Here is a 21,361-nt window from a genome sequence, read left to right on the forward strand (position 1 = left end):
CTGTGATGCCGGCAAGTCCTCGAAGCGGATCCCCGAGGACTTGCGGGCGCCATGCGATCGCACGCACCGGATGCCGCGTGGCCCCCCTTCGAGCGACGACGTCCCTTAGGGGCGGAGGTAGGGCCGGGTCATGATCTCCATGTTGTGGCCGTCCGGGTCGCCGAAGTACGCGCCGCGACCACCGAACAGACGGTTGATCCGGCCGGGTTCGGTGTGGCTCGGATCGGCGAAGTAGGTAACACCAACTGCTTCCAGACGGGCGATCATGTTGTTGAACTGTTCGTCGGGCACGAGGAACGCGTAGTGCTGCGACTGGATCGGTTCGTCACGCTTCTCGTAGTAGTCGAGCGTCACCCCGTTGCCGAGGTCGACGGGGAGGAACGGCCCGAATGGAGCGCCGACCTTCAGCCCCAGTATCGCGGCGATGAACTCGGCCGACAGCTGCCGGTCTGTGGCGTAGACGGCGGTGTGGTTCAAGTGGACGGCGGTCGCCGTCAGTTCGGATTCGTACGAGTAGTCCTGATGGTTCGGCATGTGTGAGGTGTGTCTCCGGGTCTTGGGATCCGCTGGGACGGGCGCCACATACGGGCGCCAGGCAGGAAGACACGGAAAAGGGGCGGGGCTCTTGCCCGCCTCGCCCTCACGCCGAGGCCGGGAACCTCACTCGTGCATGGCTCATGGCCGACCCGGTAGTCACGTGACCGACTTTAGTGATCACCACGGGCCCAGGCAATACCGTTCCTGGGCTGTGCGCCGGCCACCGGTGCGACAACGCTGGAAGGCCTGAGCATGAGCACGGCGGCCGTGGTTGGCACTGTTCAGGAGTGCCGTACTTGCCGCCCAGCTCAGGGGCTGCACCCATCTGTATCGGCGTGCTCGCCCCCCGTCTCCGTACCCGGCGCGCGGTCGAGGACTCCCTGGACTCGGTCCGGCGGGACCCCTTCGTCGCGTCATGCGTGACATCCGGCTTCACCCCGGACGATCGGCCGCAGGGCGCCTATCGGAACGAGCCGGGGGCTGAGGGTGATTACCCGGGTTCGGAAGCCTCACGGAGTACCTGCCCCAGTTCGCTGCTGTGCTGCTCCACGAGTTCCGGACGGTTGTGATGGGCCGCAGGGGTGTTCTGGAACAGTGCCACTTGCCACGTCTCAGCGCCGTATACGGCAACAAGCGTCTGCACCACGTTCAGATCCGGCTTCAACTCGGTCTGACCCGGCGGCACCATGCCCGCGATGGCGCGCAGCAGCGCCGCGTCGCTGCCCAGCCGTCGCACCTCCCGGATCTTCCACACGTACGCCGCCGTCGGATGGTCGGCGAAGATCGGTGCGAGATGACCCGCCACCTCCGAGCCCCGCACTTGACTTCCGTCGAATCCGATCATTGCGGCCTCAGGAGCGAACAGCGCCGCATATCCCTGAGCATCACGGCGGTTCCAGGCACGGAGCAGTGTTTCGTAGAGGTCCCGCACGGCACATGCGACGGAATCCTCGGCTGGTGTCTCGTCCATGGAACCGATCCTGCCACGGTCCTCGCTTCTGCCCGGTCGACAAAGCGCGTTGCGCCCTTACGGACCGGGAGCGGCCGCCATCTCGCACGCCCGATGCGTCTGCCGTGCAGAGGTGCGCACCCTGCGTCTGCGGCGAGCAGGGCTGGTGAGGACCTTCGGGAAGGTTTCCGTCCCGTGGGCCGACGCCGCCCTGCGGCAGAGGCCGGGGCCGATCGGCAGTCAGGGACGACGTGACCCGCTCAGCGCGTGGGGCTATGGGGTTATGGGTTGTCCCGTCATCCCTGGCGGGCGCACGACGACGGCTACGACACCTCGCCGCATCGTCGGAACGGCCGAATACGCCCAGCCCGTGGACGCTCCGCCTCCTTGCGATGCACCGCATCTGACACCGCGCGCTGTTTCGCCAGGGATGACGGGAGAGTCCTCAGGTGATCGTGATCGCTTGTACGGGGCAGGCGCGGGCTGCCTCCCCGACCAAGGGACCGACGGCGCCGTCCTCGTGGTCAGGGAGTAGTTTGCTGAAGCCGTCGTCGTCCTGGGTGAAGACCGTCGGCGCGGCAAGCACGCACTGTCCGGCGCCGATGCACACATCCGTGTCGATACTGATCCGCATCACAACAGGGTCCTTTCCGTTCGGATTTCGATCACCACGCCACGGGCAGTTCAACCATGCCTTGGATGGTGTCACCCGGTTTGAACGGGATATCGTCGGCGGGTACCGCCAGCCGCAGTCCCGGAAGGCGGTCGAAGAGCGTACGCAGCGCGATCTCCATCTCGGCCCGAGCCAGGTTCTGACCGAGGCATTGATGGATACCGAAGCCGAAGGCGACGTGGTTGTGCGAATTCCGTCCGAGGTCCAGTTCGTCCGGCGAGGGATATGCAACCTCGTCCCGATTGATCACGGACGTGGACAGAATGACGCCGTCCCCGGTCCGGATTGTCACCCCGCCCACCTCGATGTCCTGTGTAGCCACCCGTGACATTCCGTCGGCGATGGAGAGGAAGCGGAGCAGTTCCTCGACGGCGGCAGGCATCAAGTCCGTCGAGGCGCGCAGCCGGGCCAACTGGTCGGGATGCTGCAGCAGAGTGAAGGTACCGAGCGAGATCATGTTCGCGGTCGTCTCGTGACCGGCGACGAGCAGGATCTCGGCCATTCGGACGAGTTCGTCGTGGTTGACGGCCCCGGTGTCGAGCTGCTGGGCGATGAGCTCGTCGAGCAACCCTTCGCCGGGGTCGGACCGTTTGCGTTGGATCAGGGCTCGGAAGTACTCGTCGAGTGCGTCCCGCGCGGCCTCGATATCGCCGGCTGCCGGGCCGCGCAGCAACCTGCGCGACTGCGACTCGAAGAACTCGTGGTCGGCGTAGGGCACCCCGAGCAGCGTACAAATGACCATGGACGGAACGGGCAGCGCAAAGGCACTGACCAGATCGACCGGCGGGCCCTGCTCGATGATCGCGTCCAGCAGACCGTCCACGGTCTCCTGGATCCGCGGCCGCAGGGCCGCTGTGCGCTTGACCGTAAAGCTCGGAATCAGCATCCGTCGTTGGACGTTGTGTTCGGGGTCGTCGAGACCGATCAGTTCGACGCGTCGCGAGGCGGTCGCTGCCACCCGCTCGGTGAACACGGGAAACGCAGGGTTCTCCCGGTCGGCCGACAGCCGCGGGTCGACCAGCAACGCACGCGCCTCCGCATGCCCGGTCACGAGCCACACGGTGCGGCCATCGAAGAGCCGGGCGGGCGACACTGCCTGTGGCCCCCGGTGCGCAGGCCGGTACCCCGTCGGCGGGTGATAGGGGCAGGTTCGGTCCTGCGGAAAGGAAATGGTCTCAATATCTGCCATGGCGAACCTCGCAAACGGGGTGGGGGATTCCGGCCGGCCTCTCCCCACTGGATTCCTCAAGCACCCAGATGGTCTAGTCAGTGTTCGGCCAACTCGCCGTGGGCCGTCGATTCCGGCTGCGGCCTTGGCCGGGCGTTGTGAGCCACCGAGGTGATGCGCCCGGGTTTCCGTACGTATTCGGGCACGCGTCCCATACGGAGTGCGTGCCTGTGACCCCATGAATCAGGACTGCACCGAGAACGGGGCGATGAGTTCGGCCATGTTCTGCATGTGCGGTTCTGACTCACGTACGTCATACACGCTGACGAAACCGATTTCGGTTGCCACGCCGACGTTCACGAGAAGGGAGGGTGTCCGGCCATCCGCTGAATGGAAGGGCGGCGCTTGCGCACCCCTGGCACGGCCGCCGGACACAATGTTCCTGAGTTCGCCCGTCTCTCGTCCCTCGACGTGCTCGGCCTCCGGCAAGTCCGGCTTCCTGTCGCTTTGCTCGGCATACGGCTCTGCGCGTGGACGCGGGTGCGGCTTGGGGGAAAATCCGCCGCGTGTACACCTCGCGATGGGGTTTCAGGGATCCGATGCAGGTCACCCGTAGGGCACGAACCATTCGGACAACCGGCCACGGGAAGTGAGACACATGGAGAACTGGCGTATGCACGCGGCCTGCCGTGACGAGGATCCCGACCTGTTCTTCCCCATCGGGAGCACAGGTCCGGCGCTGGTGCAGACCGAGGAGGCGAAAGAGGTGTGCCGGGGATGTCCTGTGCGGGAGCAGTGTCTGGAGTGGGCCATGGAGAACGGTCAGGACTCCGGCGTATGGGGCGGGCTGGGTGAGGCCGAACGGCGTGCGAAGAAGCGACGCACGCGCAGGCGTGCTCAATAATCCGGATGAGGACGGATTATGCACCATGGACACCAAGGCCTGGATTCTCGTCGGCGTGGTCGCCGCACTACTTACGATGGGGGCTGCCGGTGTACTCCTGGTCAGGCTGTTCCGCGCAAGGAAGCTGCTGATGGACGCGGGTGTCCCGCTGCGCAGCAAGGCGTTGGTGTGGGCCGCGGTGATCTATACCGTGTGTCCTGTCGACCTGATCCCCGACCCCGTCTATCTGGACGACATCGCGTTCCTGTTGCTGGCCCTGCGGTCTCTCCCCGCTCCCGGCCCAGGGCGGCTCGGGCGTCGCGTTCCTTGTGAAGGGCGGCCGGGCCCCCGCGTTCGGCGAGAGCGCAGACATAGTTGATCGGGATTGAAGCGGGTGACGTACGGTAGTTGCCTTTCCGTCCTCGCCCATACGACGCACCCTTGCACAGTCCGCTGAGGTGCGACAGATCGTGGCCCGGCGATGCGCCGAGCAGGACCCCGGATGGACCGTAGGCCCCTTTCGGCAGGGCGTACTTCCGCAGCCGAGCACGCTGCTTGCGTACGCAGACGGCAGGCCTCGACGCGTCCGGGCAAGCCGGCCGGGCTCGCGTGGGGGGCGTGGTTTGCTACCGGCGCCGGACTGGGCTTGAGTCTCCAGTAGGGGGAGACGCGAAGGTGGGGGCATGGACGGCGACACGCTCTACTCGATCGGTGACCTGGCCCGGCGCACCGGTCTCACGGTCAAGACCATTCGGTTCTACTCCGACCGTGGGATCGTGTCGCCGATCGACCGCACCCCGGCGGGCTACCGCCTCTATGACATCGACGCCGTCGCACGCCTGGACTTCGTACGAACCCTGCGTGACCTGGGACTGGACCTGTCCACGATCCGGAAGGTAGTGGATCGGGAGCTGTCGCTCCCGCAGGTTGCGGCTGCGCACGCCGAGGCCCTGGCAGTGCAGATCAGGGCCCTGCGCCTGCGCCGTGCGGTATTGACGGCAGTGGCCAGACGCGGGTCCACCCTTGAGGAGATGGAACTCATGCACAAGCTGGCCAGACTCTCCGAGGACGAACGCCGTTGCCTGATCGGCGATTTCCTCGACGCTGTCTTCGTCGATCTGCACGACAGACCCGAGTGCGCAGCCGCCATTCGCTCCATGACACCGGAACTGCCCGACAATCCCGAAGCGGAGCAGGTCCAGGCGTGGGTGGAACTGGCGGAGCTGTCTCAGGATCCGGACTTCCGTGCCGGCATGCGGGGGATGGCCGAGGACCACATGGCAGAGCGTACGAAGGACGGGACTACGCGACTGGCCCGCGACGTTGCGGCGGTGGTCCGTGACCAGGTTGCCCCCGCGCTTGCTGACGGCACCCACCCGGCCTCGCCCCAGGCGGATCCGGTCATCGCGGCGATCACGGCGCATTACGCGTACGTCATTGCCGGACTCGACGACGTCGAGGTCCGGCATCGGCTGCTGACCTGGCTGGAGACCATGAACGATCCGCGTCGGGACAGGTACTTCCGGCTGGTTGCAGTGATCAATGGCTGGACCGCCCCGCACAGCCTGGCGCCGGCATTCGACTGGACGATTCAGGCCCTGCGCGCCCGGCTGTAGTCATGGCGAACGGCTCGTGAAACGGCATGGCCACTCGAAACACACCGCTTCCGCCTTGCCGGGGCATGCCCGATCCGGGTCCCTACCGGCCTTGTCGCCGTGGACGATGCCAGGCGCACACGCGCTGACGTCCGTGGCAGGCATGGGCCATGCGGTGGGGCCGGGACGACTGGCAGGCATGTACAGGCGGCCCTAAGGGCTGTCCCGTAATCCCTGGCGGGCGCACGACGACAGCTACGGCACCTCGCTGCATTGTCGGAACGCCCCAATACGCCCAGTATGAGGACGCCCCTCCGCCTGCGATGCACCGCATCCGACGCCGCGCGCTGTTCCGCCAGAGATTAGGGGACAGCCCTTAGCGTCGACGTCAGAGTGCCCAGCCCCGAAGGAGTAGTCATGACCACGCGCCCGCCCCTTCCCCCGTTCACACGGGAGACCGCAATCGAAAAGGTCCGTCAGGGAGAAGACGGCTGGAACACGCGTGACCCGGAGAAGGTCGCCCTGGCCTACACAGTGGACTCACGATGGCGCAACCGGGCGGAGTTCGTGACAGGACGCGACGAGATCGTCGCGTTCCTGAAGCGCAAGTGGACCCGCGAACTCGACTACCGGCTGATCAAGGAGCTGTGGGCCTTCGACGGCAACCGGATCGCGGTGCGGTTCGCGTACGAGTCGCACGACGACTCCGGCAATTGGTACCGGTCGTACGGCAACGAGAACTGGGAGTTCGACGAGAACGGGTTGATGGCCGTACGGCACGCCTGCATCAATGACCTGCCGATCAAGGAAGCGGACCGTAAGTACCACTGGCCGTCGGGTCGCCGCCCGGACGACCACCCCGGTCTCAGTGACCTCGGATTCTGATCCCGGAACCACGGACGAGCCCGGGCCGCCGCGGTGACCTGATGTGTACGGGCCTGGAGCGGGGGAGCGAGGCCGGAGGCGCGACGCGGCACAGCTTGCAGGGCCTCCAGGGGGCCGTGTCACCGAAGTTGTGCGACGGCCCCGGACGAGCCCACGCTTGCCGGGGACCTGCCGAGGACGCCGCACCACAGCCGAGAAGAGTAACGAACGCTGCTGCCGCGGTGGGGTGTTGCCTCCCCTTGTTCGGACGTATGGGTTCCTTCGATGCCCACGGATCAGCTGGTAGGGCGGCGGCAGCCTGATCGTCACCCGCTGAGCGGTGACGGTTGTCTGACCACCCCGCTCTGGCGCTCGCAGGCGCCAGAGCGGGGAATGGGCGAAGCCGCCCGGCCGGGCCGACCAGAGCTGCGGCGTACCGGCCTCGTGGAGCCTCACGTGTACGCCGGGGTGTATGAACCTCCATGAATCATGGAGTTGCTGAAATGGTTGTGGCGACCATGTGACGGAATGCGGTGGACAGGGCATCAGCGTTCCTCAGACCCCGCTACCGTTGTGCCACGAGTCAGTTCAGCCCTCTGGAGCCCTCGATGAGCGAACAGCCGGCCACCGCCGCGCGCCAGCCGCTGGAGCCCCCGGCCGCTGACGCCATACGTTCCTACGCCGCGGCCGAGCGGGCCAAGACGGACACTCTCGCCTCGGTCCTGGAGGACATCGCCACCAACGGTTACCCGGCCCCGGAGACGGGCGTGCTGTGGGAGACCGCCCGCGACGCGCACCTCGCCGCCCTCGCCGACAAGCAGGCCCGTGTCGCCTGAACACGGACATCGGCGCTCCCGTGTCGTCACGGTGGAGCCCGCACTCACGCAGCTCAGCAAGCTGACCGCGGGCGAGACCCATCGTCTGGACCGCGCGATCGTGGCCGTCTCCGTCAACCCCGAGCTCGGCACCCTGATCCCGGGAAGTCTTCTGCGAGATTACGTCGACGAGATCGACGGGGTCCGGGTCATTTTCTTTGTCACCGCCCTGCAGACGATCACAGTGGTGGCGTACATCGAGGCATAGCCGAGAGCCTCTCCTGCGTTCCGCAGTTCCGCAGCGACACCTGGCTTCTTCTCGACCGGGCAGCGCGGTGTCTGCGTGCCTTCACGCGGTGCCCACGGTGCCGGGGACGGTACCAACTGTGCCGACCGGGCCGCGCCGACCGCCGCTCGTTGATGTCGTGTACCGCGCGTGGCGGGGGCGGCGTGGCGCACGCGAGATCACCTCTACCTCCCCGCCTGTCCGGTGCCAAGGGCTGTCCCATAATCCCTGGCACGCACGCTCGCTGCGTGGTCGGGCCCGCCCGAGTGCGTCCGGTACGAGGGCGACCCTCCGCCTTGCGATCGCACGCACTGGACGCCGCCGGGCCCACCCTTCGGGCGGACGGCGGGACTTCCGACACACGCCCTAGCGATCCCTGCGTCTCGATCCGCGCGATGCTGCAGCCGCGCTTGGGAAAACACGACAGAAGGTGTCCAGTTTCTGCGCAACCATCGTGTCGGCGTCGGCGCTGACACGGGCGTTGACGCAGCGCGGCACGTGGACACGGAAGGACACGCATGTCAGCAACATTGGATGGAAAGGTCGCTCTCGTCGCAGGGGCGACGCGGGGAGCCGGCAGGGCGATCGCGGTGGAACTCGGCGCTGCCGGGGCAACCGTCTACGTAACCGGCCGTAGCACACGGGTGCAGCGCTCGGAGTACAACCGCCCCGAGACCATCGAGGACACCGCCGATCTCGTGACCGAGGCGGGAGGACACGGCATCGCGGTCCCGACCGACCACTTGGTTTCCGCCCAGGTCCGAAGCCTGGTCGATCGCATTGCATCCGAACAAGGTCGACTGGACATCCTGGTCAACGACATCTGGGGCGGCGAACGCCTCTTCGAATGGGACGCCCCCGTGTGGGAGCACGATCTCGACAAGGGACTTCGGCTGCTCCGGCTCGCGGTGGAGACCCATGCAATCACCAGCCACCACGCTCTTCCCCTCCTCCTGCGGAATAGCGGCGGACTGGTGGTCGAGATGACCGACGGCACCGCCGAGTACAACCGGGACACTTACCGGGTCTCGTTCTTCTACGATCTCGCCAAGGCGGCGGTGCTTCGCATGGCTTTCGCGCTGGGCCACGAACTCGGGCCACGTGGCGGCACAGCGGTGGCACTGACGCCCGGGTGGATGCGTTCGGAGATCATGCTCGACCACTTCGGCGTGACCGAGGAATCGTGGCATGAGGCGCTGGAGTGTGAGCCGCACTTCTGCATCTCGGAGACCCCGTTCTACGTGGGGCGAGCCGTCGCTGCCCTGGCCGCCGATCCCGGGGTGAGCCGTTGGAACGGGCAGTCGTTGTCGGGCGGTCAGCTCGCCCAGGTTTACGGCTTCACCGACGTTGACGGCAGTCGACCAAATGCCTGGCGGTACATGGTCGAGGTTCAGGACGCGGGCAAGCCCGCCGACGCCACTGGATACCGCTGAGTCGCCGCCGATCGGCCGTACCTTCCCGGGAAACACCGCAAACACGGGATGAACGTTCAGGTCGACGCCGATCCATTCGGTCGTCTGCTGTGGGCCTCGCCGGCGTTGCCCGGCTCGGTCCATGACATCCGCGTAGCCGTACTCATGACATCGCCGGCGCCCTGGCCCGAGCCGACATCCCGTGCTGGGTCGGCAGGGGGATACTGGAGTGCAGGCGGCACGGTCCGGCGTTCCCTCCCGCGGGCGTTGGGGCAGCCTGTCAGCCGGACAGCAGGCCCACAACAGCCGCCGCAGAAGACGCCACGCTGACACCGAGGGCCAACGGCAGCAATAGCGTCAGCCAACTCGTAATCTGCTGCTCCAGCCGTTGCCGGGTTTCCTCAGGAGCATTCCGCAGAATGATCAATGGAGTGATGGGGTCCCGCTCGGTGTCAGGTTCATCAGGTCGCGGGGTACTGGAATGGCGCGGGGCGAAGAGGTGACAAGGCAGCGACGACCTGTGGGACGTGATCGAGTCGCTCCTGCCGGGAGCCGAGCACCGTACGCGCCACCCAGATCGCACAAGCCTGAACGATCGGCGGATTTGCGGGAGATTCCGTCCGTGCCGCACAGGGCGATTGCCTGGGAGTATCTGCCACAGGAGGGGGGCGCCCGCTCGGGGATAACCTGCTGATGACGTCCACCTTCACCGAAGAGCAGCTGGGGATCTGCCCCGAGTGCTACGCCACCCGCACCGGATGGCACCGTTCTCGGGGTTCACCCCGTCCCTCGGCCTCACCGCGCGATCCCCCCGTGCGCGGCTGTCCTCACCGACCCGAGCGGCCGCACCGTCGTCGTCACTGTCCACCAGGAGTAGCCCCATGACCACCGAGCAGGAAGCCCGCGACGCCATCCACCACGCCTTCGGCGAGACGGCACACGTCGACATCGAGACCTTCCCGGCTGGGAACCTCTCCATCACCATCACCAGGGGAAAGCACGCCGCAACCATCGACGGGCATCCTGAAAGCGGCTGGGGCTGGACCGTCGACCCGGGCGAGGACGACGGCTTCAGCGGTCACGAGAACGTTGCGACCACCCTCGACGAGGCGCTGGTCAATGTGCGTGCCGCACTGATCTGACCTGACAGGACCCGAAGGCCAACTGGCCCCGCCTCAAAGAAACGGCCGGGCTAAGGGCTGTCCCGTAATCCCTGGCGGGCGCACGACGACAGCTACGGCACCTCGCTGCGTTGTCGGAACGCCCGAATACGCCCAGTATGAGGACGGTCCTCCGCCTTGCGATGCACCGCATCTGACGCCGCGCGCTGATCCACCAGGGACTACGGGACAGCCCTTAGAGGCTCAGTACGATCGCGGCGCCGATGCCTCCGAGACACAGAGCGAAACCTGCTTCGCGCCAGCCGCCCTTTCCCCAGCGGAAGGGGTGGTCCAGGGCGAGCCGACCGGGGCCGGTGGCGGCAATGCCAAGTGCAACGACAGCGATGCACACGTTGTATTCCACGCCGCCTTGGTAATCCCACAAACCGTGTGATGCGGTAACGGTCACCATGGCATTGATCATCACACCGATCAGGGCAGCTGCTGCCAGTGGCGTGAACAGTCCCAGAGCCAGGCCGAGGCCTCCCAGGAACTCGGAGCCACCGCCGATGACGGCGTAGACGTTTCCAGGGTGATATCCCAGTGCGGCGAACCCCTTGCCCGTGGCGGTGAGGCCGTCGCCACCGAACAGGCCGAAGAGCTTTTGGGAGCCGTGCCCTGCCATCAGCAGGCCGAACGTGATCCTGATAAGCAGCAGACCGCAGTCACCGGCGGACACTGCCGGCCGCGCCGCAACGTGGGCCGCAGGTTCGGGCGAGGCGCGCAGCCGCTCAGCGATGTAGTTCACCGGGAACTCTCCTCTGCCCCGATAACCCCGGGGCGGTGCCGACGGACCACCACGGAAGCAGCAGGGCGGGTTGTCCAGTCACCATGACGCCTTCGAGGCATGCCATGCGTCGAGGACGGCGACGCTGCCGGGACACAGCCAGAACTGGAAGGAAGACAGCGGAATCACCGCCGCGTTAGCGCGTCATTCCGGTCGGGCCGCCGGTCGTTCTCGATATGAGTATTGACATCGGCTCTTCTTCCATGATGACCCCTTTCCCCCTTCCGTGACGACCGCGCGTCGGGAGGGAGGAGGAACGCATTACCTGCGGCGTGCTGTACCGCCGGCCTGGCCGGTGCCCCTGTGCCGGACGCAAGGAGTGCCGCCGTTCCGGCAGGCTCTGCATGACGGGCGCTGCCCACAGAACGCGCACCGTGGAATCTTCAACGGCCTGCGCGGTCCTCCTGCGCGACGCCCATCGACAGTCCTGACCCGCATACGCCTGCAGGGCCGTTTGGACTCATGGAGTGACACGCGTCGATCAATTAATCGAACATCTGATCTAATGTGGTGATGGAGTCCATCACTTTCCCCCACGAACTGGTGCAAGCTCAGCGCGACTGGAACTCCACGTACCAAGCGCTCGCCGCGCCCTGCCTGCGCGACCGCACTGTGCTGCGCCGTCGCCTGCTGCACCTGTCCGCCCGGATCCAGTGGCATCCCTTCTGGGCATCCGGTCCCGGCCGGAGCACCGCAGCCCGGGTGGAACTCCGCCGCCAGGCCCGTACGGGCAGTCGAACAGTGGCGCGAGCGGGACTTCCGACACATGCCCCAGGCCAATCCAGATCCTGGCCGTAGTCCGGGCATCGTGCGGCTCGGACGGCGCCCCTCGATCCCGCCGCACACATGTGAACAAGGCGAAGTCGGCTCCCGCTCGGCTCGTGCCGACTTGCGGTGCGCGAGCGCGGTCGTGGTGAGCACGAGGAACGTGCGGCAGTCGGGTGGAGCCACCGTTTCCTCCGTTTCCTCCGTGAAGCCAGCGCGACTAACGCTGCGCTTGCCGTCCTGAGGTGCGTCGAACGTCGAACGCAGGCATCCATCGGGGCAGACTTGTGTGGCCGGCCTCGCCCTGCTCGAAATGGTGGAAACTCTCCAAGGTCGCCTCGTCATTACTGTTCCTGACGAGGTGACCGCCCGGGTCCGCATGGTCCGAGACTTGCAGGACGCGGTGAGCACTCCGGTGGCCGCCGCGCCCCTGGACATGTCGACCGGCAAGGACAACCACTCATGACCGAACGTATCGTCAGTTCCCGCTCCCGGGGATTCCTGTTCCTCGACTCACACCCTGCCGGCTGCACCCGGCTCGTCCAGGACATGTGGCAGGCCGTCCCCGATCCGGCGCAGCAGGGTCGTCCGGACGCGGACGAGGCGCCCGTCGCGCTCGTGATCGGCTCGTCCGCCGGGTACGGGCTGGCCGCCACCATCGCAGGACTCGCCAGGGCCGGTATCCGGGGCGTCGGCGTGTCCTTCGAAAAGGCGCCCGGCCGCCGAACCGGAACGGCCGGCTGGTACCGGACTGCCGCAACGGCCGAGCTGGCCGCGAAGCACGGGCGGGACTTCGTGTTCCTCAACGGCGACGCCTTCTCCGACACCCTGAAGGACCAGGTCGCCGACCTCCTCGACGAGCGGTTCGGCGGGAAGCTCGACTACCTCGTCTACTCCGTCGCAGCCCCCCGCCGCACGGACCCCGACACCGGCGTCACGTTCGCGTCCGTGCTCAAGCCGATTGGTGAGGCGTACCGAACCAAGACCCTCGTCTTCGACGGCGACGGGGCACCCGAGGTCACGACAGTCGAGACCGGGCCGGCCGAGGGCGACGACATCGAGCAGACCGTCGCTGTCATGGGCGGCACGGACTGGGCCCGCTGGATCGACCACCTCGCCGGGCGCGATCTGTTGGCACAAGGGTTCGCCACTGTCGCCCTGTCCTACATCGGGTCGCCGCTGACCGCGTCGATCTACCGGCAGGGCACCATCGGCGCGGCCAAGGCCCACCTGGAACAGACCGCCCGGGACCTGAACGACCGGCTCGTCAAGGAAGTCGACGGCCGAGCCCTGACCTCGGTCAACGGGGCCGCCGTCACACAGTCCAGCACGGCGATTCCCGGCATCGCGCTCTATGTCGGGCTGCTGCGCGGCGTCCTCGGAGACGCCATGGTCCCGCCGATTGCCCAGCTCACCCAGCTCTGGGACCAGCTCACCGGCACCGCTCCCCTCGACGTCGACGACGAGGACCGCATTCGCCTCGACACCTGGGAGCTGACCCCCGCCGTCCAGGAGGCCGTCGCCGAACGCTGGAAGACCGCCACCACCGAGAACATCCCGGCCCTCGCCGCCCTCGACTGGTTCGCCGTCCAGGTGCAGCAGCTCTACGGCTTCGCCGTTCCCGGCATCGACTACGCCACGCCCGTCGAGACCGACGTTCCTTGGCCCCAGCGCACCATCTGACACCCAGGAGGAACGCCATGCATCCGCGGTGGTGAGTCGTTTGCAGCAGGAGTGGGGGAGCGGCCCACGGAGGTCGAAGGGGGCCGGCTCACCACCCGTGCAGGGCGACCGGGCGCTGGTCGGGACGCAGAAATGAGCGCTCGCCAAGTCACCTGCGTACGATCGCGGTTGGGCGTTTCGGCTGTCCCGCCGGCGCCGGAGAGCTGCCCCTGCTCCTGCCAGGTGCCGATACCGGGCGGCCGAGGAGATCACCCTGGTTGCGTCATCATCCTGCGCCAGGATGCTGATGCCGGAGAGATACGGGACAGCCCTTGGCGTCGCTTTCCACGGGTCCTGCGAAACTGCCCCCCGGCGAGTACTACGCAACCTTGCCCAAGCACATTGCCGGAGTCGGAGCAATCATCCGCGACGCAGCAGACCGCCCGGCGCGAGGTCGAGGAAGAGCTGGGCATCGACCTCGCGCCGGGCCGTACTGCTGGTCGTCGTCTGGGTACCGAAGCAGGCCGATGGTCGCCCGCCGCTGGTCAACCACCTCTTCGACAGCGGTCTGATGTCCCAGGACGAGGCCGAGAACCGATTCCGCCTGGACCGGGACGAGCTCGCAGAATGGCGGCTGGCAACCCCCGCCGAGTGGGACACCCTGCTCGCCCCGCACATGGCCCACCGCCTGCGCGCCTGCTCCCGCGCCCTGGCCGAGGGCAGCACCGTCTACCTGAAGCACGGCTCCGACCCCACCCGAGCCGAGAACTGACGCCGTCGCCTTGTCCCTCCCCGCACCTCACCCAGATGTGGGAAGGGCTCATCCTTGGCCCGTTGGGGCGAGCCGGTAGGTGCGTCGACATGCTCGCCTGACTGCACTAACCCGGCGCGCGCAGCGAACCTCCTATGGCAAAGCTATTGGCCATACGCGCTCCCGCCGTCCCCTCGGCGAAAGACTGAAGAAGGTTTTTTCCTGTGCGTTTGTACCGGGTAGCTCTGTGGGTCACGATTCCTATGGCCGTGCCTCTCATGGCGGCACCGGCCGGGGTGACGACGGCCGGGGCCGTCGGAAGGACGATGCCGGGAGGCCCTCTTTCGCTCTGGCGGGCCGAAGCAGTCCCGGAGCCGGTCATCAAATCCGGGCGGCCGTTCCCAGCGCTCGGAGCGACGGCAGTGGCATTTCCCCATTTCGCGCCTCGGCCCACCATCGTGTCGCGGACCCAATGGCGGGCCGATGAGACCCAGCGCGACCCCCATGCCCACTACGCGCAAGGGGTGGCGGCGGTCTTCATCCATCACACCGACACCCCCAACGACTACGCCTGCGCGGACGTCCCGCGTACCCTGCGCAATCTGTACACGGGCCAGACCCGTGACCGGCGGTGGGGAGACCTCGGCTACAACTTCCTCGTCGACAAATGCGGCACCATCTACGAAGGTCGTGCCGGCGGTGCCGACCGGCCCGTCATCGGCTCCCACACCATCGGATTCAACCAGGGCACTGCGGGGATCGCGGCGATTGGCACCTTCGGAAGAGGGACGCCAGTGCCCGCAGCCATGGAACATGCGATCGCGGCCCTCGCCGCCTGGAAACTCAGCTTGCGCGGCATCGACCCCACCAGCAAGGTGCGTCTCACGTCCACGAATGACAAGAGCCGCTACGCGAAGGGTACTTCGGCCGAATTCGACGCCATTTCCGGCCACCGCGACGGCTATGCCACCGACTGCCCGGGTGAGGCGCTTTTCGCCCGACTCCCTGCGATCCGTGCCATGGCTGCCGGCCTCCAGGGCAGATCCCCACGAGTATCTTCTGGCGCCGAGGTCCCCGCGGCCTTGCAGAGCCTCCACCGCGGCAGCCAGTGACCGTTGATCGGGACGCGGTAGACATGAAGTGTGCAGACCGCAGGCTTCGTAGGCGCTTTGACGGCCTTGTGGATCTGTGATGCACACATGCGCGGCATTCACGGACTTGTCGAAGGTGACTGCGACGTCCGCCTTGGTCGGCGACCTCTCCCTTTGATGAGGATGAGGTCGGCCTTGCGCACATTGGGCCTCTTCCAGCCTCGTGCTGAGGTGGAGAGTTGCAAGGCCGGGACGGGCCCGAATACGCCCAGTATGAGGACGCTCCTCCGCCTTGCGATGTACTGCATCTGACACCGCGCGCTGTTCCGTCAGGGATGACGGGTCAGCCCTTAGGCGGTGTTCATGACTTGTCGACGCCCCTTGCTCGTGACCCCGGCGCTGTGCAGTCGGCGTCGCAAGGGCGGCGGTGCACGTCCGCAGAATGCGGTCCACCTGCTCCGCTACTTCCAAGGCTGCGTCAAAGCGCTGCCCCCAGGCGCTTTGTCGCCCTCGCGCCCAGCTCAAGTAGGCCCTGCCGCTGCCTGCCGGAGGCGCTGAACCAGGGGACCGACCCGACGAGTCCATGGATCCGTCTTCCGGCACTGCCGCGGCGAACAGGCGCATACGGAGGATGAGGATTTCGATGTCCAGCAGATCGATCTTGATATCGCCCGCGATCACACGCCTTGGTCGAGTACACGCTCAAGGACGTCGGCAAGGTTCGTCGTGCCCCCAGCAGATGCCGATGGCACGTTCTGTCATGTGTCCAGGAGTGTCACCAGGGCTCCTCAACGAGCGACGTCCTCATATTCGTCCTCGTACTCGTCATACTCGTCCTCCTGGCTGCCCTCCTCGTCGCCCCTCTCCTCGTCCGCCTCCTCGTCCTCCTCGTACTCGTTCTCGGTGTCGTCGTCCTCCAGTCCTTCTTCGTGGCTACGGACGACCTCGCCGTCGCGGATCTCTCCGCGCCAGCCCTCGACCTCTGCGTCGCCTGCCAGCGTGACATGACGGCCGAAGTGCTTCAGGTCGAGGCGCAACCGCCTGCCCTGAGCACGCCACAGATTTCCGGTCTTCTCGAAGAGGCCCGAGGGGTAGTACTCGACCACCAGCACGATGCGCGTGAGGTTCGGTGCCAGTTCGTGGAAACTGACGGCGCCTCGCGTACTGCCCTTCGATCCGTCGGACGTCCACACGATCCGGTCGTCGGGCACCTGCTCCTGGACCGTCGCATGCCAACTGCGCGCCGAAGGCCCTACCTTCACCTTCCAGTCGGACGCGGTTTCATCGGACTGAGAGACGCTCCGGACGCCCTTGGTGAAGCTGCTGAAGTCCTCGATCTGGGTCCAGTGGTCGTAGACCGTACGCACGGGCAGTCCGACGTCGAGCGTTTCGACGATGTTCGTGACCTTGGTGTGGCCACCGCCGCCACCACCAGTGAAGGCTTCCTTGACCTTCCCGATGACCTTGTCCTTGACGCTCTTCGCCTTCGCCGAGACGAGAGCCTTGACCGGCGATTCTCCAGCAAGGATGCGGGAAAGCCCACCGCCCTCGACAGTGTCGGAGAGCTGGTCGGTCAGATCGGCGACCTTGTCGCCGGCCTTGCCGATCCATTCCTGTGCCTGGGCACTCAGGTAAGAGGCGAGTTCGTCCTTGAGCTGGTCGAGTCCCGAGCCGCGTTCTTCCTGGTCCTGCCTCTGGTGTGCAGCCACAGCCATCACCGCCCCTGCCTGGAACGCGAGGGCGTCCTGCTGGAAGTGGATCGTTTGGACGCCGTCTTCTTGGCCGCCGCCTTCTTCGCTGGAGCCCGCTTGGCCGGGGCTGTCTTCTTGGCCGCTGCCTTCCTCGCCGGGGCCGTCTTCTTGGCCGCTGCTTTCTTGGCCGGCGACTTCTTCGCGGGGGCGGTCGTCTTTGCTGAAGCTGTCTTCTTGGCCGGGGCTGCTTTCTTGGCCGCTGTTTTCTTGGCCGGCCGATGCTTCGGAGCGCGAGTCTTCTCCGCAGGCGCGGAGGGGCGTGACGTGCGCTTTCGGCCTTCACCGCGCCGACGCGCGGGCCTCGAGGGTTCCGGCTCCTCCTGCTCGGCCTCTTCTTCCTCTTCTTCAGGTTCCTCTTCTTGCTCTTCTTCTTCGCCCTCCAGCTCCTCCTCGTATGGTTCTTCTTCCTCTTCCTCGTAAGGTTCCTCTTCGTCCTGGTACCGCTCGTCCTCGTCGTACTCGTCTTCCCCCTGTGCGGTGAGTGACAGAGTGCGGTCATGCAGCGCATCGGCCAGCGACGCGAGTCTGCGGTCAGCCGCGGCCGCCACGGCCTCGCGACCCGCGCTCATGAATTCGCCCCTGACCTGGTCGGTCAGCTCGGCGAACTGGGGGTTCTCGTTCAGTTTCTGCAACCCTTGGGCGAGCATGTCCTTGGGTGTCAGACCGAACTGGCGCCCAGCCAGATAGGAGCCGACTGCGAAGGCCAGCTTGGCCTTACGCGTCCTCCCGAGGACGTATCCGCCTGCGATTGCCGCTGCCAGAGCGATCTTTGTACTTTCTTTCATGATCTTCTTCCTTCAAGTTGCAGAGGCGTGGCGGAAGGCGAGCGTCTCTCGAGAAGATCAAGCAGTCGCTCCTCCTCCCTGTCGAACTGCTCCTCGTCGATTTCGCCGCTGTCGAACGCTCGGTTCAGCGCGCGGAGCTGCGCCCGGATGACCGCCGGGTCATGCAGTACTTTGTCCGCCGCATCGACGAACCGTTCGGAGATCCAGACGACATCCCGAACCGGCGCCGGCGGAAGGAGCGCCGCCGCAGACAGAATCCCCATGTCAAGCACCTGCTGGCGCGGCATCGGAGGGAACGAAGCTGTAGCAGGGAAGAGGAACGGTCAGCCGGAGGGTCTCCCTGCCCGGCTGAACGGCAGCGAGTTGGCGGGCGCGACGCCGGAGCCCGGACGCAACCGCCTCGCAAAAGCGCACGCCTGCCTCGAATCCAAGGCGCCTGTGGACCTCCTCGCGAAGTCGGGGCACTTGTGTGTCCTCACGGACAAGATCCGCGAGCGAGTCCTCCGGCGGCATGGCCTCGAGGTTCATCTCGACCCGATCGTCGATCCTCTCCAGAGCAGCCAGGTACTCGTCCCGCCGGGCCACAGCTCCGGCCAGGACGGTGTTGTCGTCCGGCGAGACCACTCCGAAGCGCATGGGAAGTACGGGACCATGGAGGGAGAGGTCCTCCAGAAGGGCCCGATGGGCCATCAAGTCACGCCGCGGGGCACGCAGATGTGCGGGTGCCACACCGACCACCGCCGTGAGGCCGGGCTGAGTCAGCAGCCTGACCGCGGCCGCGCTGCCTCCGAGTCCGAGGCCGGCGGCGGGCGGAGGGTGCCCTGCTTTGGTGAAGGCGTACACGTACACGCCTGTGGAGTCCATCGGTCACTCTTCCTCAGCTGGGCTACGGCTTCGGGCCCGGGGCCTTTCGCCGGCGCGACGCGGGGCACGGCGGCGACGGGGCCGCGACTCTTCCGCCTCCTCTTCGGCCTCGTCGCCGATGCCCAAGGGCTCCCTGACCTTTCCGCCGATGGGCTTCGCAGCCCTCTTCGCTCCGGACTTCCCCAGGCTCTTGACCATTCCGTTCGAGCTCCACCTCGTACGTGGCAAGCAGGCTGGTCGTGTCGGGGATTCGGGCCACCTCCAGGACGTCCGCGCTGACTCGCCGACCGCCGTCGTCGGATCCGGACACGGCGGAGACTCCCTCGGCATGGTGGTCGATCAGCCTGGCCAGGCTCCGGCGCGCGTGCTGAGCAGCGTCCTCCGCGCCCCGGAGCCTGTCGGCTCCTGAGGATGCGGGTCGTGAGCTGGGGCGGGGGCGCCGTACGGGTTCCTCTGGCATGCCATGAGTCTGTGCACGACTGGTGGAAGGTGCGCGCGGGAGGTGACCGAACGGGTGGCGAGTGGCGCGTCAGTGTCAAGTGATGGGTGGGCCCAACCGCGTCAGCGGCTTCTGCAGGGCACGTGTGTCATTGGCTGCGGCGCCATCTCGGCTCCGCTGCCGCCTTCTGCTGAGTGGCCGAGGCTGAGTGATCGAACGAGGACTTTGGAGTTGATCGCGATGGTCGAGCGACCGGAGGCTGCAACGAGGTGGGGTGCCTTCACTCGCCTCACAGTGGCGAGGAGCTGCGTGAAAGGGGCATGTACGCGGTCCGTGTGCGTTACGTCTGCCCGCGACGTGTCCAGGAAAATGTACTCAAGGCAGGAACGCAACGTCAGAAGAGTCGGATCCGGCGAACCGCGTTGGGGGCGGAAAGGGCTGGTATGTGTCGCCACGTCAGGACCGTGTCGGAGCGTCCTGACCTTCGAAGATCGAATCCCCCGCCGCAGGACGGGGGCTCGCTTTCTCAGGTCACTCGTCGTCGGTGATGAGCGGGTCTTTCAGGCCGGACTTCCCAGGAATGTTCTTCCGGGTGTCATCCAATGCTTCCTTGGCCCGACCCTTGGCTTGCTCGGCTTTTCCTTCGGCTACCTTGGCGTGGTCGCCGGTCATCTTGCCCATTGCTTCCTTGGCTTTGCCCTTGATCTTGTCCTTGCTGCTACCGCTGGTCATTGCGTGCTCCTTGCGTGGATGTGCCTTTGCTCTGTCAAGCTAGGTCACGGCTGGGCGAGTCGCACGGCGGTGGGGGACCGGCGTCCGCGGTTACGCACGAGTGCCCAGCGCTTTTCATAACGGCTCCTGGCCCGGACTCGACCGTCCATGGATGCAGCAATGGCTCCAGCCCGAAAGCTGAGGCATTTCGAAGCTCTCGGCTGCGGCCAGGTCGCCGCACCCCGTCGTGTCGCTGTATCTCGAGCCGATCCGACCCTGGCGACCACTCACGGTGACGACGAACGCCGCTCAAGATGAGACCACGGAACGCGCGGCGCGGGCCGGGGGCTGCCTCACTCGGCGAGACGGAGGGCAGTGATGCGCAGCCCTGCTGCCGTCCGTTTCCGTGTGCCGTAGCGCCTGATGCAGGGGCTGCCCGGTAACCCCTGGTGGGTCAGCGCGCGGCGTCGATCCGTGCATTGCAAGGCGGAGGGGCGTCCTCGTACGGGGCGTGTTCGGGCGTTCGACAACCCGGCGAGGTGCCGTACCTGTCGTCGTGCGCCTGCCGGGGATTACGGGACCTCAGTCCGGGGGCCACCGGTGCGCGGGGCTGCCTTGCCACTCCACCCACCGAGGATCGTCAAGCACTTCTTCCGGGTCGGACAGGCCGGCGCCCTCAAGGAACGCGACCAGATCGCGATCGGAGTGTGCCAGCCCGAGGACCTCGTCCCTACCGGTTCGATGCACACTTACTATCCGCCCGCCCGTGGGGGACGGCGTATGCACGGTGATCAACGCCGCGGTCATGCAACCAGAATGCCGCTGTTCTCCCCGCACCGCAGGTCGACATGGTCCAGGCGCCGCGATGCTCCTTGATCAAGTCGATCAAGAGGCGCTGCAGGCGAGTGCTGATCCGGGCTTCTCGGCCGTTGGGTTCTGGGCCTGTACGCACGCTCCGTCGAAGGTGCGCTGACCACCACTGCGGCCCAAGTCGTCGTCGACCCCCACAGCCGCCGCATCGCCTACAGCAGTGCCGGCCATCTCCCGCCGGTCCTGGTGCACCACGACGGCACCATCGAGCTGCTCGACCAAGCCACCGACCCACCGTTGGGAGCCCGCCCCAAACATCTCCCTGGCCCCCAGGCCGAGCTGCCCTACACTCCCGGCGATACCCTCGTGCTCTACACCGACGGCCTCGTCGAACGCCGTGGCGAGGACATCGACGCCGGCCTGCACCGCCTCACCGACGCACTCGGCCGCTATGCCCGCCTCGGCCCCGAACGCGTCGCTGACGCAGTGCTCGCCCGCCTCGGCGTCAGCGCCGGCGCCCGCGACGACATTGCCTTGATGGTCCTCCGCCTCTGAGCAGAACGATCGCGAGTGCTATTCGAAGTCAACATGCAACCACTCGCA

Annotated in this window: 23 protein-coding genes and 3 pseudogenes; 14 read left to right on the forward strand and 12 right to left on the reverse strand. The window is 66.6% G+C overall.

Features of this window, described 5'->3' with window-relative positions:
* Positions 1-105 precede the first annotated feature (105 nt).
* From ACFU6I_RS14265 to ACFU6I_RS14285, 5 genes are all read right to left on the reverse strand, one after another.
* A complete protein-coding gene (locus ACFU6I_RS14265; RefSeq protein WP_384365371.1) occupies positions 106-534 on the reverse strand; it encodes a VOC family protein in 429 nt (142 codons plus the stop codon).
* Positions 535-1,027: 493 nt separating this feature from the next.
* Entirely contained in the window at positions 1,028-1,507 is a 480-nt protein-coding gene (locus ACFU6I_RS14270; protein ID WP_384365374.1) for an SgcJ/EcaC family oxidoreductase, read from the reverse strand.
* 424 nt (positions 1,508-1,931) lie between these two features.
* Positions 1,932-2,120 carry a ferredoxin gene (locus ACFU6I_RS14275; protein ID WP_384365377.1) on the reverse strand — a complete coding sequence of 63 codons (189 nt, stop codon included), beginning with the start codon at positions 2,118-2,120 and terminating at the stop codon, positions 1,932-1,934.
* 31 nt (positions 2,121-2,151) lie between these two features.
* Complete coding sequence (locus tag ACFU6I_RS14280; RefSeq protein ID WP_384365380.1) at positions 2,152-3,348, reverse strand: cytochrome P450; 1,197 nt, start codon at positions 3,346-3,348, stop codon at positions 2,152-2,154.
* Between the two features lie 222 nt (positions 3,349-3,570).
* The gene (locus tag ACFU6I_RS14285) at positions 3,571-3,816 is read right to left on the reverse strand and encodes a hypothetical protein (protein ID WP_384365383.1); all 246 of its coding nucleotides are present in this window, start codon (positions 3,814-3,816) and stop codon (positions 3,571-3,573) included.
* Positions 3,817-3,985: 169 nt separating this feature from the next.
* On the opposite strand from ACFU6I_RS14285, the gene ACFU6I_RS14290 reads away from it, so the two are divergent.
* The 9 genes and pseudogenes from ACFU6I_RS14290 (at position 3,986) to ACFU6I_RS14330 (ending at position 10,324) form a co-directional block, all read left to right on the forward strand.
* Positions 3,986-4,231 carry a WhiB family transcriptional regulator gene (locus tag ACFU6I_RS14290; RefSeq protein ID WP_384365386.1) on the forward strand — a complete coding sequence of 82 codons (246 nt, stop codon included), beginning with the start codon at positions 3,986-3,988 and terminating at the stop codon, positions 4,229-4,231.
* 25 nt (positions 4,232-4,256) lie between these two features.
* Positions 4,257-4,589 (forward strand): YkvA family protein, encoded by a 333-nt coding sequence (locus ACFU6I_RS14295; protein WP_384365389.1) that lies wholly within the window; start codon positions 4,257-4,259, stop codon positions 4,587-4,589.
* Positions 4,590-4,893: 304 nt separating this feature from the next.
* Positions 4,894-5,826, forward strand: a complete 933-nt coding sequence (locus tag ACFU6I_RS14300; RefSeq protein ID WP_384365392.1) for a MerR family transcriptional regulator — start codon at positions 4,894-4,896, stop codon at positions 5,824-5,826.
* Positions 5,827-6,222: 396 nt separating this feature from the next.
* The gene (locus ACFU6I_RS14305) at positions 6,223-6,690 is read left to right on the forward strand and encodes a DUF1348 family protein (protein ID WP_384365395.1); all 468 of its coding nucleotides are present in this window, start codon (positions 6,223-6,225) and stop codon (positions 6,688-6,690) included.
* Between the two features lie 587 nt (positions 6,691-7,277).
* Positions 7,278-7,505 carry a hypothetical protein gene (locus ACFU6I_RS14310; protein WP_384365397.1) on the forward strand — a complete coding sequence of 76 codons (228 nt, stop codon included), beginning with the start codon at positions 7,278-7,280 and terminating at the stop codon, positions 7,503-7,505.
* On the forward strand, positions 7,495-7,752 hold the full coding sequence (locus ACFU6I_RS14315) for a hypothetical protein (protein WP_384365400.1): 258 nt from the start codon (positions 7,495-7,497) through the stop codon (positions 7,750-7,752). Before ACFU6I_RS14310 ends, ACFU6I_RS14315 begins: the two co-directional genes overlap by 11 nt.
* A 536-nt stretch (positions 7,753-8,288) precedes the next feature.
* A complete protein-coding gene (locus ACFU6I_RS14320) occupies positions 8,289-9,203 on the forward strand; it encodes an SDR family oxidoreductase (RefSeq protein ID WP_384365404.1) in 915 nt (304 codons plus the stop codon).
* Positions 9,204-9,510, forward strand: a pseudogene (locus ACFU6I_RS14325) (transposase family protein); the annotation flags it as partial.
* A gap of 553 nt (positions 9,511-10,063) precedes the next feature.
* A complete protein-coding gene (locus ACFU6I_RS14330; RefSeq protein WP_384365407.1) occupies positions 10,064-10,324 on the forward strand; it encodes a hypothetical protein in 261 nt (86 codons plus the stop codon).
* Between the two features lie 214 nt (positions 10,325-10,538).
* On the opposite strand, the gene ACFU6I_RS14335 is transcribed toward ACFU6I_RS14330, so the two are convergent.
* Complete coding sequence (locus ACFU6I_RS14335; protein ID WP_384365530.1) at positions 10,539-11,081, reverse strand: DoxX family protein; 543 nt, start codon at positions 11,079-11,081, stop codon at positions 10,539-10,541.
* Between the two features lie 1,102 nt (positions 11,082-12,183).
* On the opposite strand from ACFU6I_RS14335, the gene ACFU6I_RS14340 reads away from it, so the two are divergent.
* From ACFU6I_RS14340 to ACFU6I_RS14355, 4 genes are all read left to right on the forward strand, one after another.
* Positions 12,184-12,360, forward strand: a complete 177-nt coding sequence (locus ACFU6I_RS14340) for a hypothetical protein (RefSeq protein ID WP_384365410.1) — start codon at positions 12,184-12,186, stop codon at positions 12,358-12,360.
* Positions 12,357-13,577 (forward strand): enoyl-[acyl-carrier-protein] reductase FabV, encoded by a 1,221-nt coding sequence (fabV, locus tag ACFU6I_RS14345; RefSeq protein ID WP_384365413.1) that lies wholly within the window; start codon positions 12,357-12,359, stop codon positions 13,575-13,577. Before ACFU6I_RS14340 ends, fabV begins: the two co-directional genes overlap by 4 nt.
* 550 nt (positions 13,578-14,127) lie before the next feature.
* Complete coding sequence (locus ACFU6I_RS14350) at positions 14,128-14,328, forward strand: hypothetical protein (RefSeq protein WP_384365416.1); 201 nt, start codon at positions 14,128-14,130, stop codon at positions 14,326-14,328.
* A gap of 401 nt (positions 14,329-14,729) precedes the next feature.
* Entirely contained in the window at positions 14,730-15,419 is a 690-nt protein-coding gene (locus ACFU6I_RS14355) for a peptidoglycan recognition protein (protein ID WP_384365419.1), read from the forward strand.
* A gap of 767 nt (positions 15,420-16,186) precedes the next feature.
* Here ACFU6I_RS14355 and ACFU6I_RS14360 read toward each other — a convergent pair.
* The 6 genes and pseudogenes from ACFU6I_RS14360 to ACFU6I_RS14385 form a co-directional block, all read right to left on the reverse strand.
* Complete coding sequence (locus ACFU6I_RS14360) at positions 16,187-17,113, reverse strand: SRPBCC family protein (protein WP_384365422.1); 927 nt, start codon at positions 17,111-17,113, stop codon at positions 16,187-16,189.
* Entirely contained in the window at positions 17,113-17,934 is an 822-nt protein-coding gene (locus ACFU6I_RS14365) for a histone protein (protein WP_384365425.1), read from the reverse strand. The genes ACFU6I_RS14360 and ACFU6I_RS14365 overlap by 1 nt, the downstream gene beginning before the upstream one ends.
* Positions 17,931-18,197 (reverse strand): gas vesicle protein GvpG, encoded by a 267-nt coding sequence (locus ACFU6I_RS14370; RefSeq protein ID WP_384365428.1) that lies wholly within the window; start codon positions 18,195-18,197, stop codon positions 17,931-17,933. The genes ACFU6I_RS14365 and ACFU6I_RS14370 overlap by 4 nt, the downstream gene beginning before the upstream one ends.
* Position 18,198: 1 nt before the next feature.
* Positions 18,199-18,798, reverse strand: a complete 600-nt coding sequence (locus ACFU6I_RS14375) for a GvpL/GvpF family gas vesicle protein (RefSeq protein ID WP_384365430.1) — start codon at positions 18,796-18,798, stop codon at positions 18,199-18,201.
* A 193-nt stretch (positions 18,799-18,991) separates the two neighbouring features.
* A pseudogene (gene gvpO / locus ACFU6I_RS14380) lies at positions 18,992-19,258 on the reverse strand (gas vesicle protein GvpO); the annotation flags it as partial.
* A 510-nt stretch (positions 19,259-19,768) separates the two neighbouring features.
* On the reverse strand, positions 19,769-19,969 hold the full coding sequence (locus ACFU6I_RS14385; protein WP_384365433.1) for a CsbD family protein: 201 nt from the start codon (positions 19,967-19,969) through the stop codon (positions 19,769-19,771).
* A gap of 912 nt (positions 19,970-20,881) precedes the next feature.
* Between ACFU6I_RS14385 and ACFU6I_RS14390 the strand changes: the two are divergent.
* A pseudogene (locus tag ACFU6I_RS14390) lies at positions 20,882-21,313 on the forward strand (PP2C family protein-serine/threonine phosphatase); the annotation flags it as partial.
* Positions 21,314-21,361 lie beyond the last annotated feature (48 nt).

It is taken from the genome of Streptomyces sp. NPDC057486 (assembly GCF_042802415.1).
Classification (GTDB): domain Bacteria; phylum Actinomycetota; class Actinomycetes; order Streptomycetales; family Streptomycetaceae; genus Streptomyces; species Streptomyces yanii.

Excerpts from the sequence above, each read along its gene's own strand:
- ACFU6I_RS14270 (WP_384365374.1), bottom strand. The coding sequence starts at position 1,507 with ATGGACGAGACACCAGCCGAGGATTCCGTCGCATGTGCCGTGCGGGAC.
- ACFU6I_RS14275 (WP_384365377.1), bottom strand. The coding sequence starts at position 2,120 with ATGCGGATCAGTATCGACACGGATGTGTGCATCGGCGCCGGACAGTGC.
- ACFU6I_RS14375 (WP_384365430.1), bottom strand. The coding sequence starts at position 18,798 with ATGGACTCCACAGGCGTGTACGTGTACGCCTTCACCAAAGCAGGGCAC.
- ACFU6I_RS14320 (WP_384365404.1), top strand. The coding sequence starts at position 8,289 with ATGTCAGCAACATTGGATGGAAAGGTCGCTCTCGTCGCAGGGGCGACG.
- ACFU6I_RS14360 (WP_384365422.1), bottom strand. The coding sequence starts at position 17,113 with ATGGCTGTGGCTGCACACCAGAGGCAGGACCAGGAAGAACGCGGCTCG.
- ACFU6I_RS14350 (WP_384365416.1), top strand. The coding sequence starts at position 14,128 with ATGTCCCAGGACGAGGCCGAGAACCGATTCCGCCTGGACCGGGACGAG.
- ACFU6I_RS14310 (WP_384365397.1), top strand. The coding sequence starts at position 7,278 with ATGAGCGAACAGCCGGCCACCGCCGCGCGCCAGCCGCTGGAGCCCCCG.
- fabV (WP_384365413.1), top strand. The coding sequence starts at position 12,357 with ATGACCGAACGTATCGTCAGTTCCCGCTCCCGGGGATTCCTGTTCCTC.
- ACFU6I_RS14300 (WP_384365392.1), top strand. The coding sequence starts at position 4,894 with ATGGACGGCGACACGCTCTACTCGATCGGTGACCTGGCCCGGCGCACC.
- ACFU6I_RS14330 (WP_384365407.1), top strand. The coding sequence starts at position 10,064 with ATGACCACCGAGCAGGAAGCCCGCGACGCCATCCACCACGCCTTCGGC.
- ACFU6I_RS14385 (WP_384365433.1), bottom strand. The coding sequence starts at position 19,969 with ATGACCAGCGGTAGCAGCAAGGACAAGATCAAGGGCAAAGCCAAGGAA.
- ACFU6I_RS14365 (WP_384365425.1), bottom strand. The coding sequence starts at position 17,934 with ATGAAAGAAAGTACAAAGATCGCTCTGGCAGCGGCAATCGCAGGCGGA.
- ACFU6I_RS14305 (WP_384365395.1), top strand. The coding sequence starts at position 6,223 with ATGACCACGCGCCCGCCCCTTCCCCCGTTCACACGGGAGACCGCAATC.
- ACFU6I_RS14295 (WP_384365389.1), top strand. The coding sequence starts at position 4,257 with ATGGACACCAAGGCCTGGATTCTCGTCGGCGTGGTCGCCGCACTACTT.
- ACFU6I_RS14290 (WP_384365386.1), top strand. The coding sequence starts at position 3,986 with ATGGAGAACTGGCGTATGCACGCGGCCTGCCGTGACGAGGATCCCGAC.
- ACFU6I_RS14280 (WP_384365380.1), bottom strand. The coding sequence starts at position 3,348 with ATGGCAGATATTGAGACCATTTCCTTTCCGCAGGACCGAACCTGCCCC.
- ACFU6I_RS14370 (WP_384365428.1), bottom strand. The coding sequence starts at position 18,197 with ATGGGGATTCTGTCTGCGGCGGCGCTCCTTCCGCCGGCGCCGGTTCGG.
- ACFU6I_RS14265 (WP_384365371.1), bottom strand. The coding sequence starts at position 534 with ATGCCGAACCATCAGGACTACTCGTACGAATCCGAACTGACGGCGACC.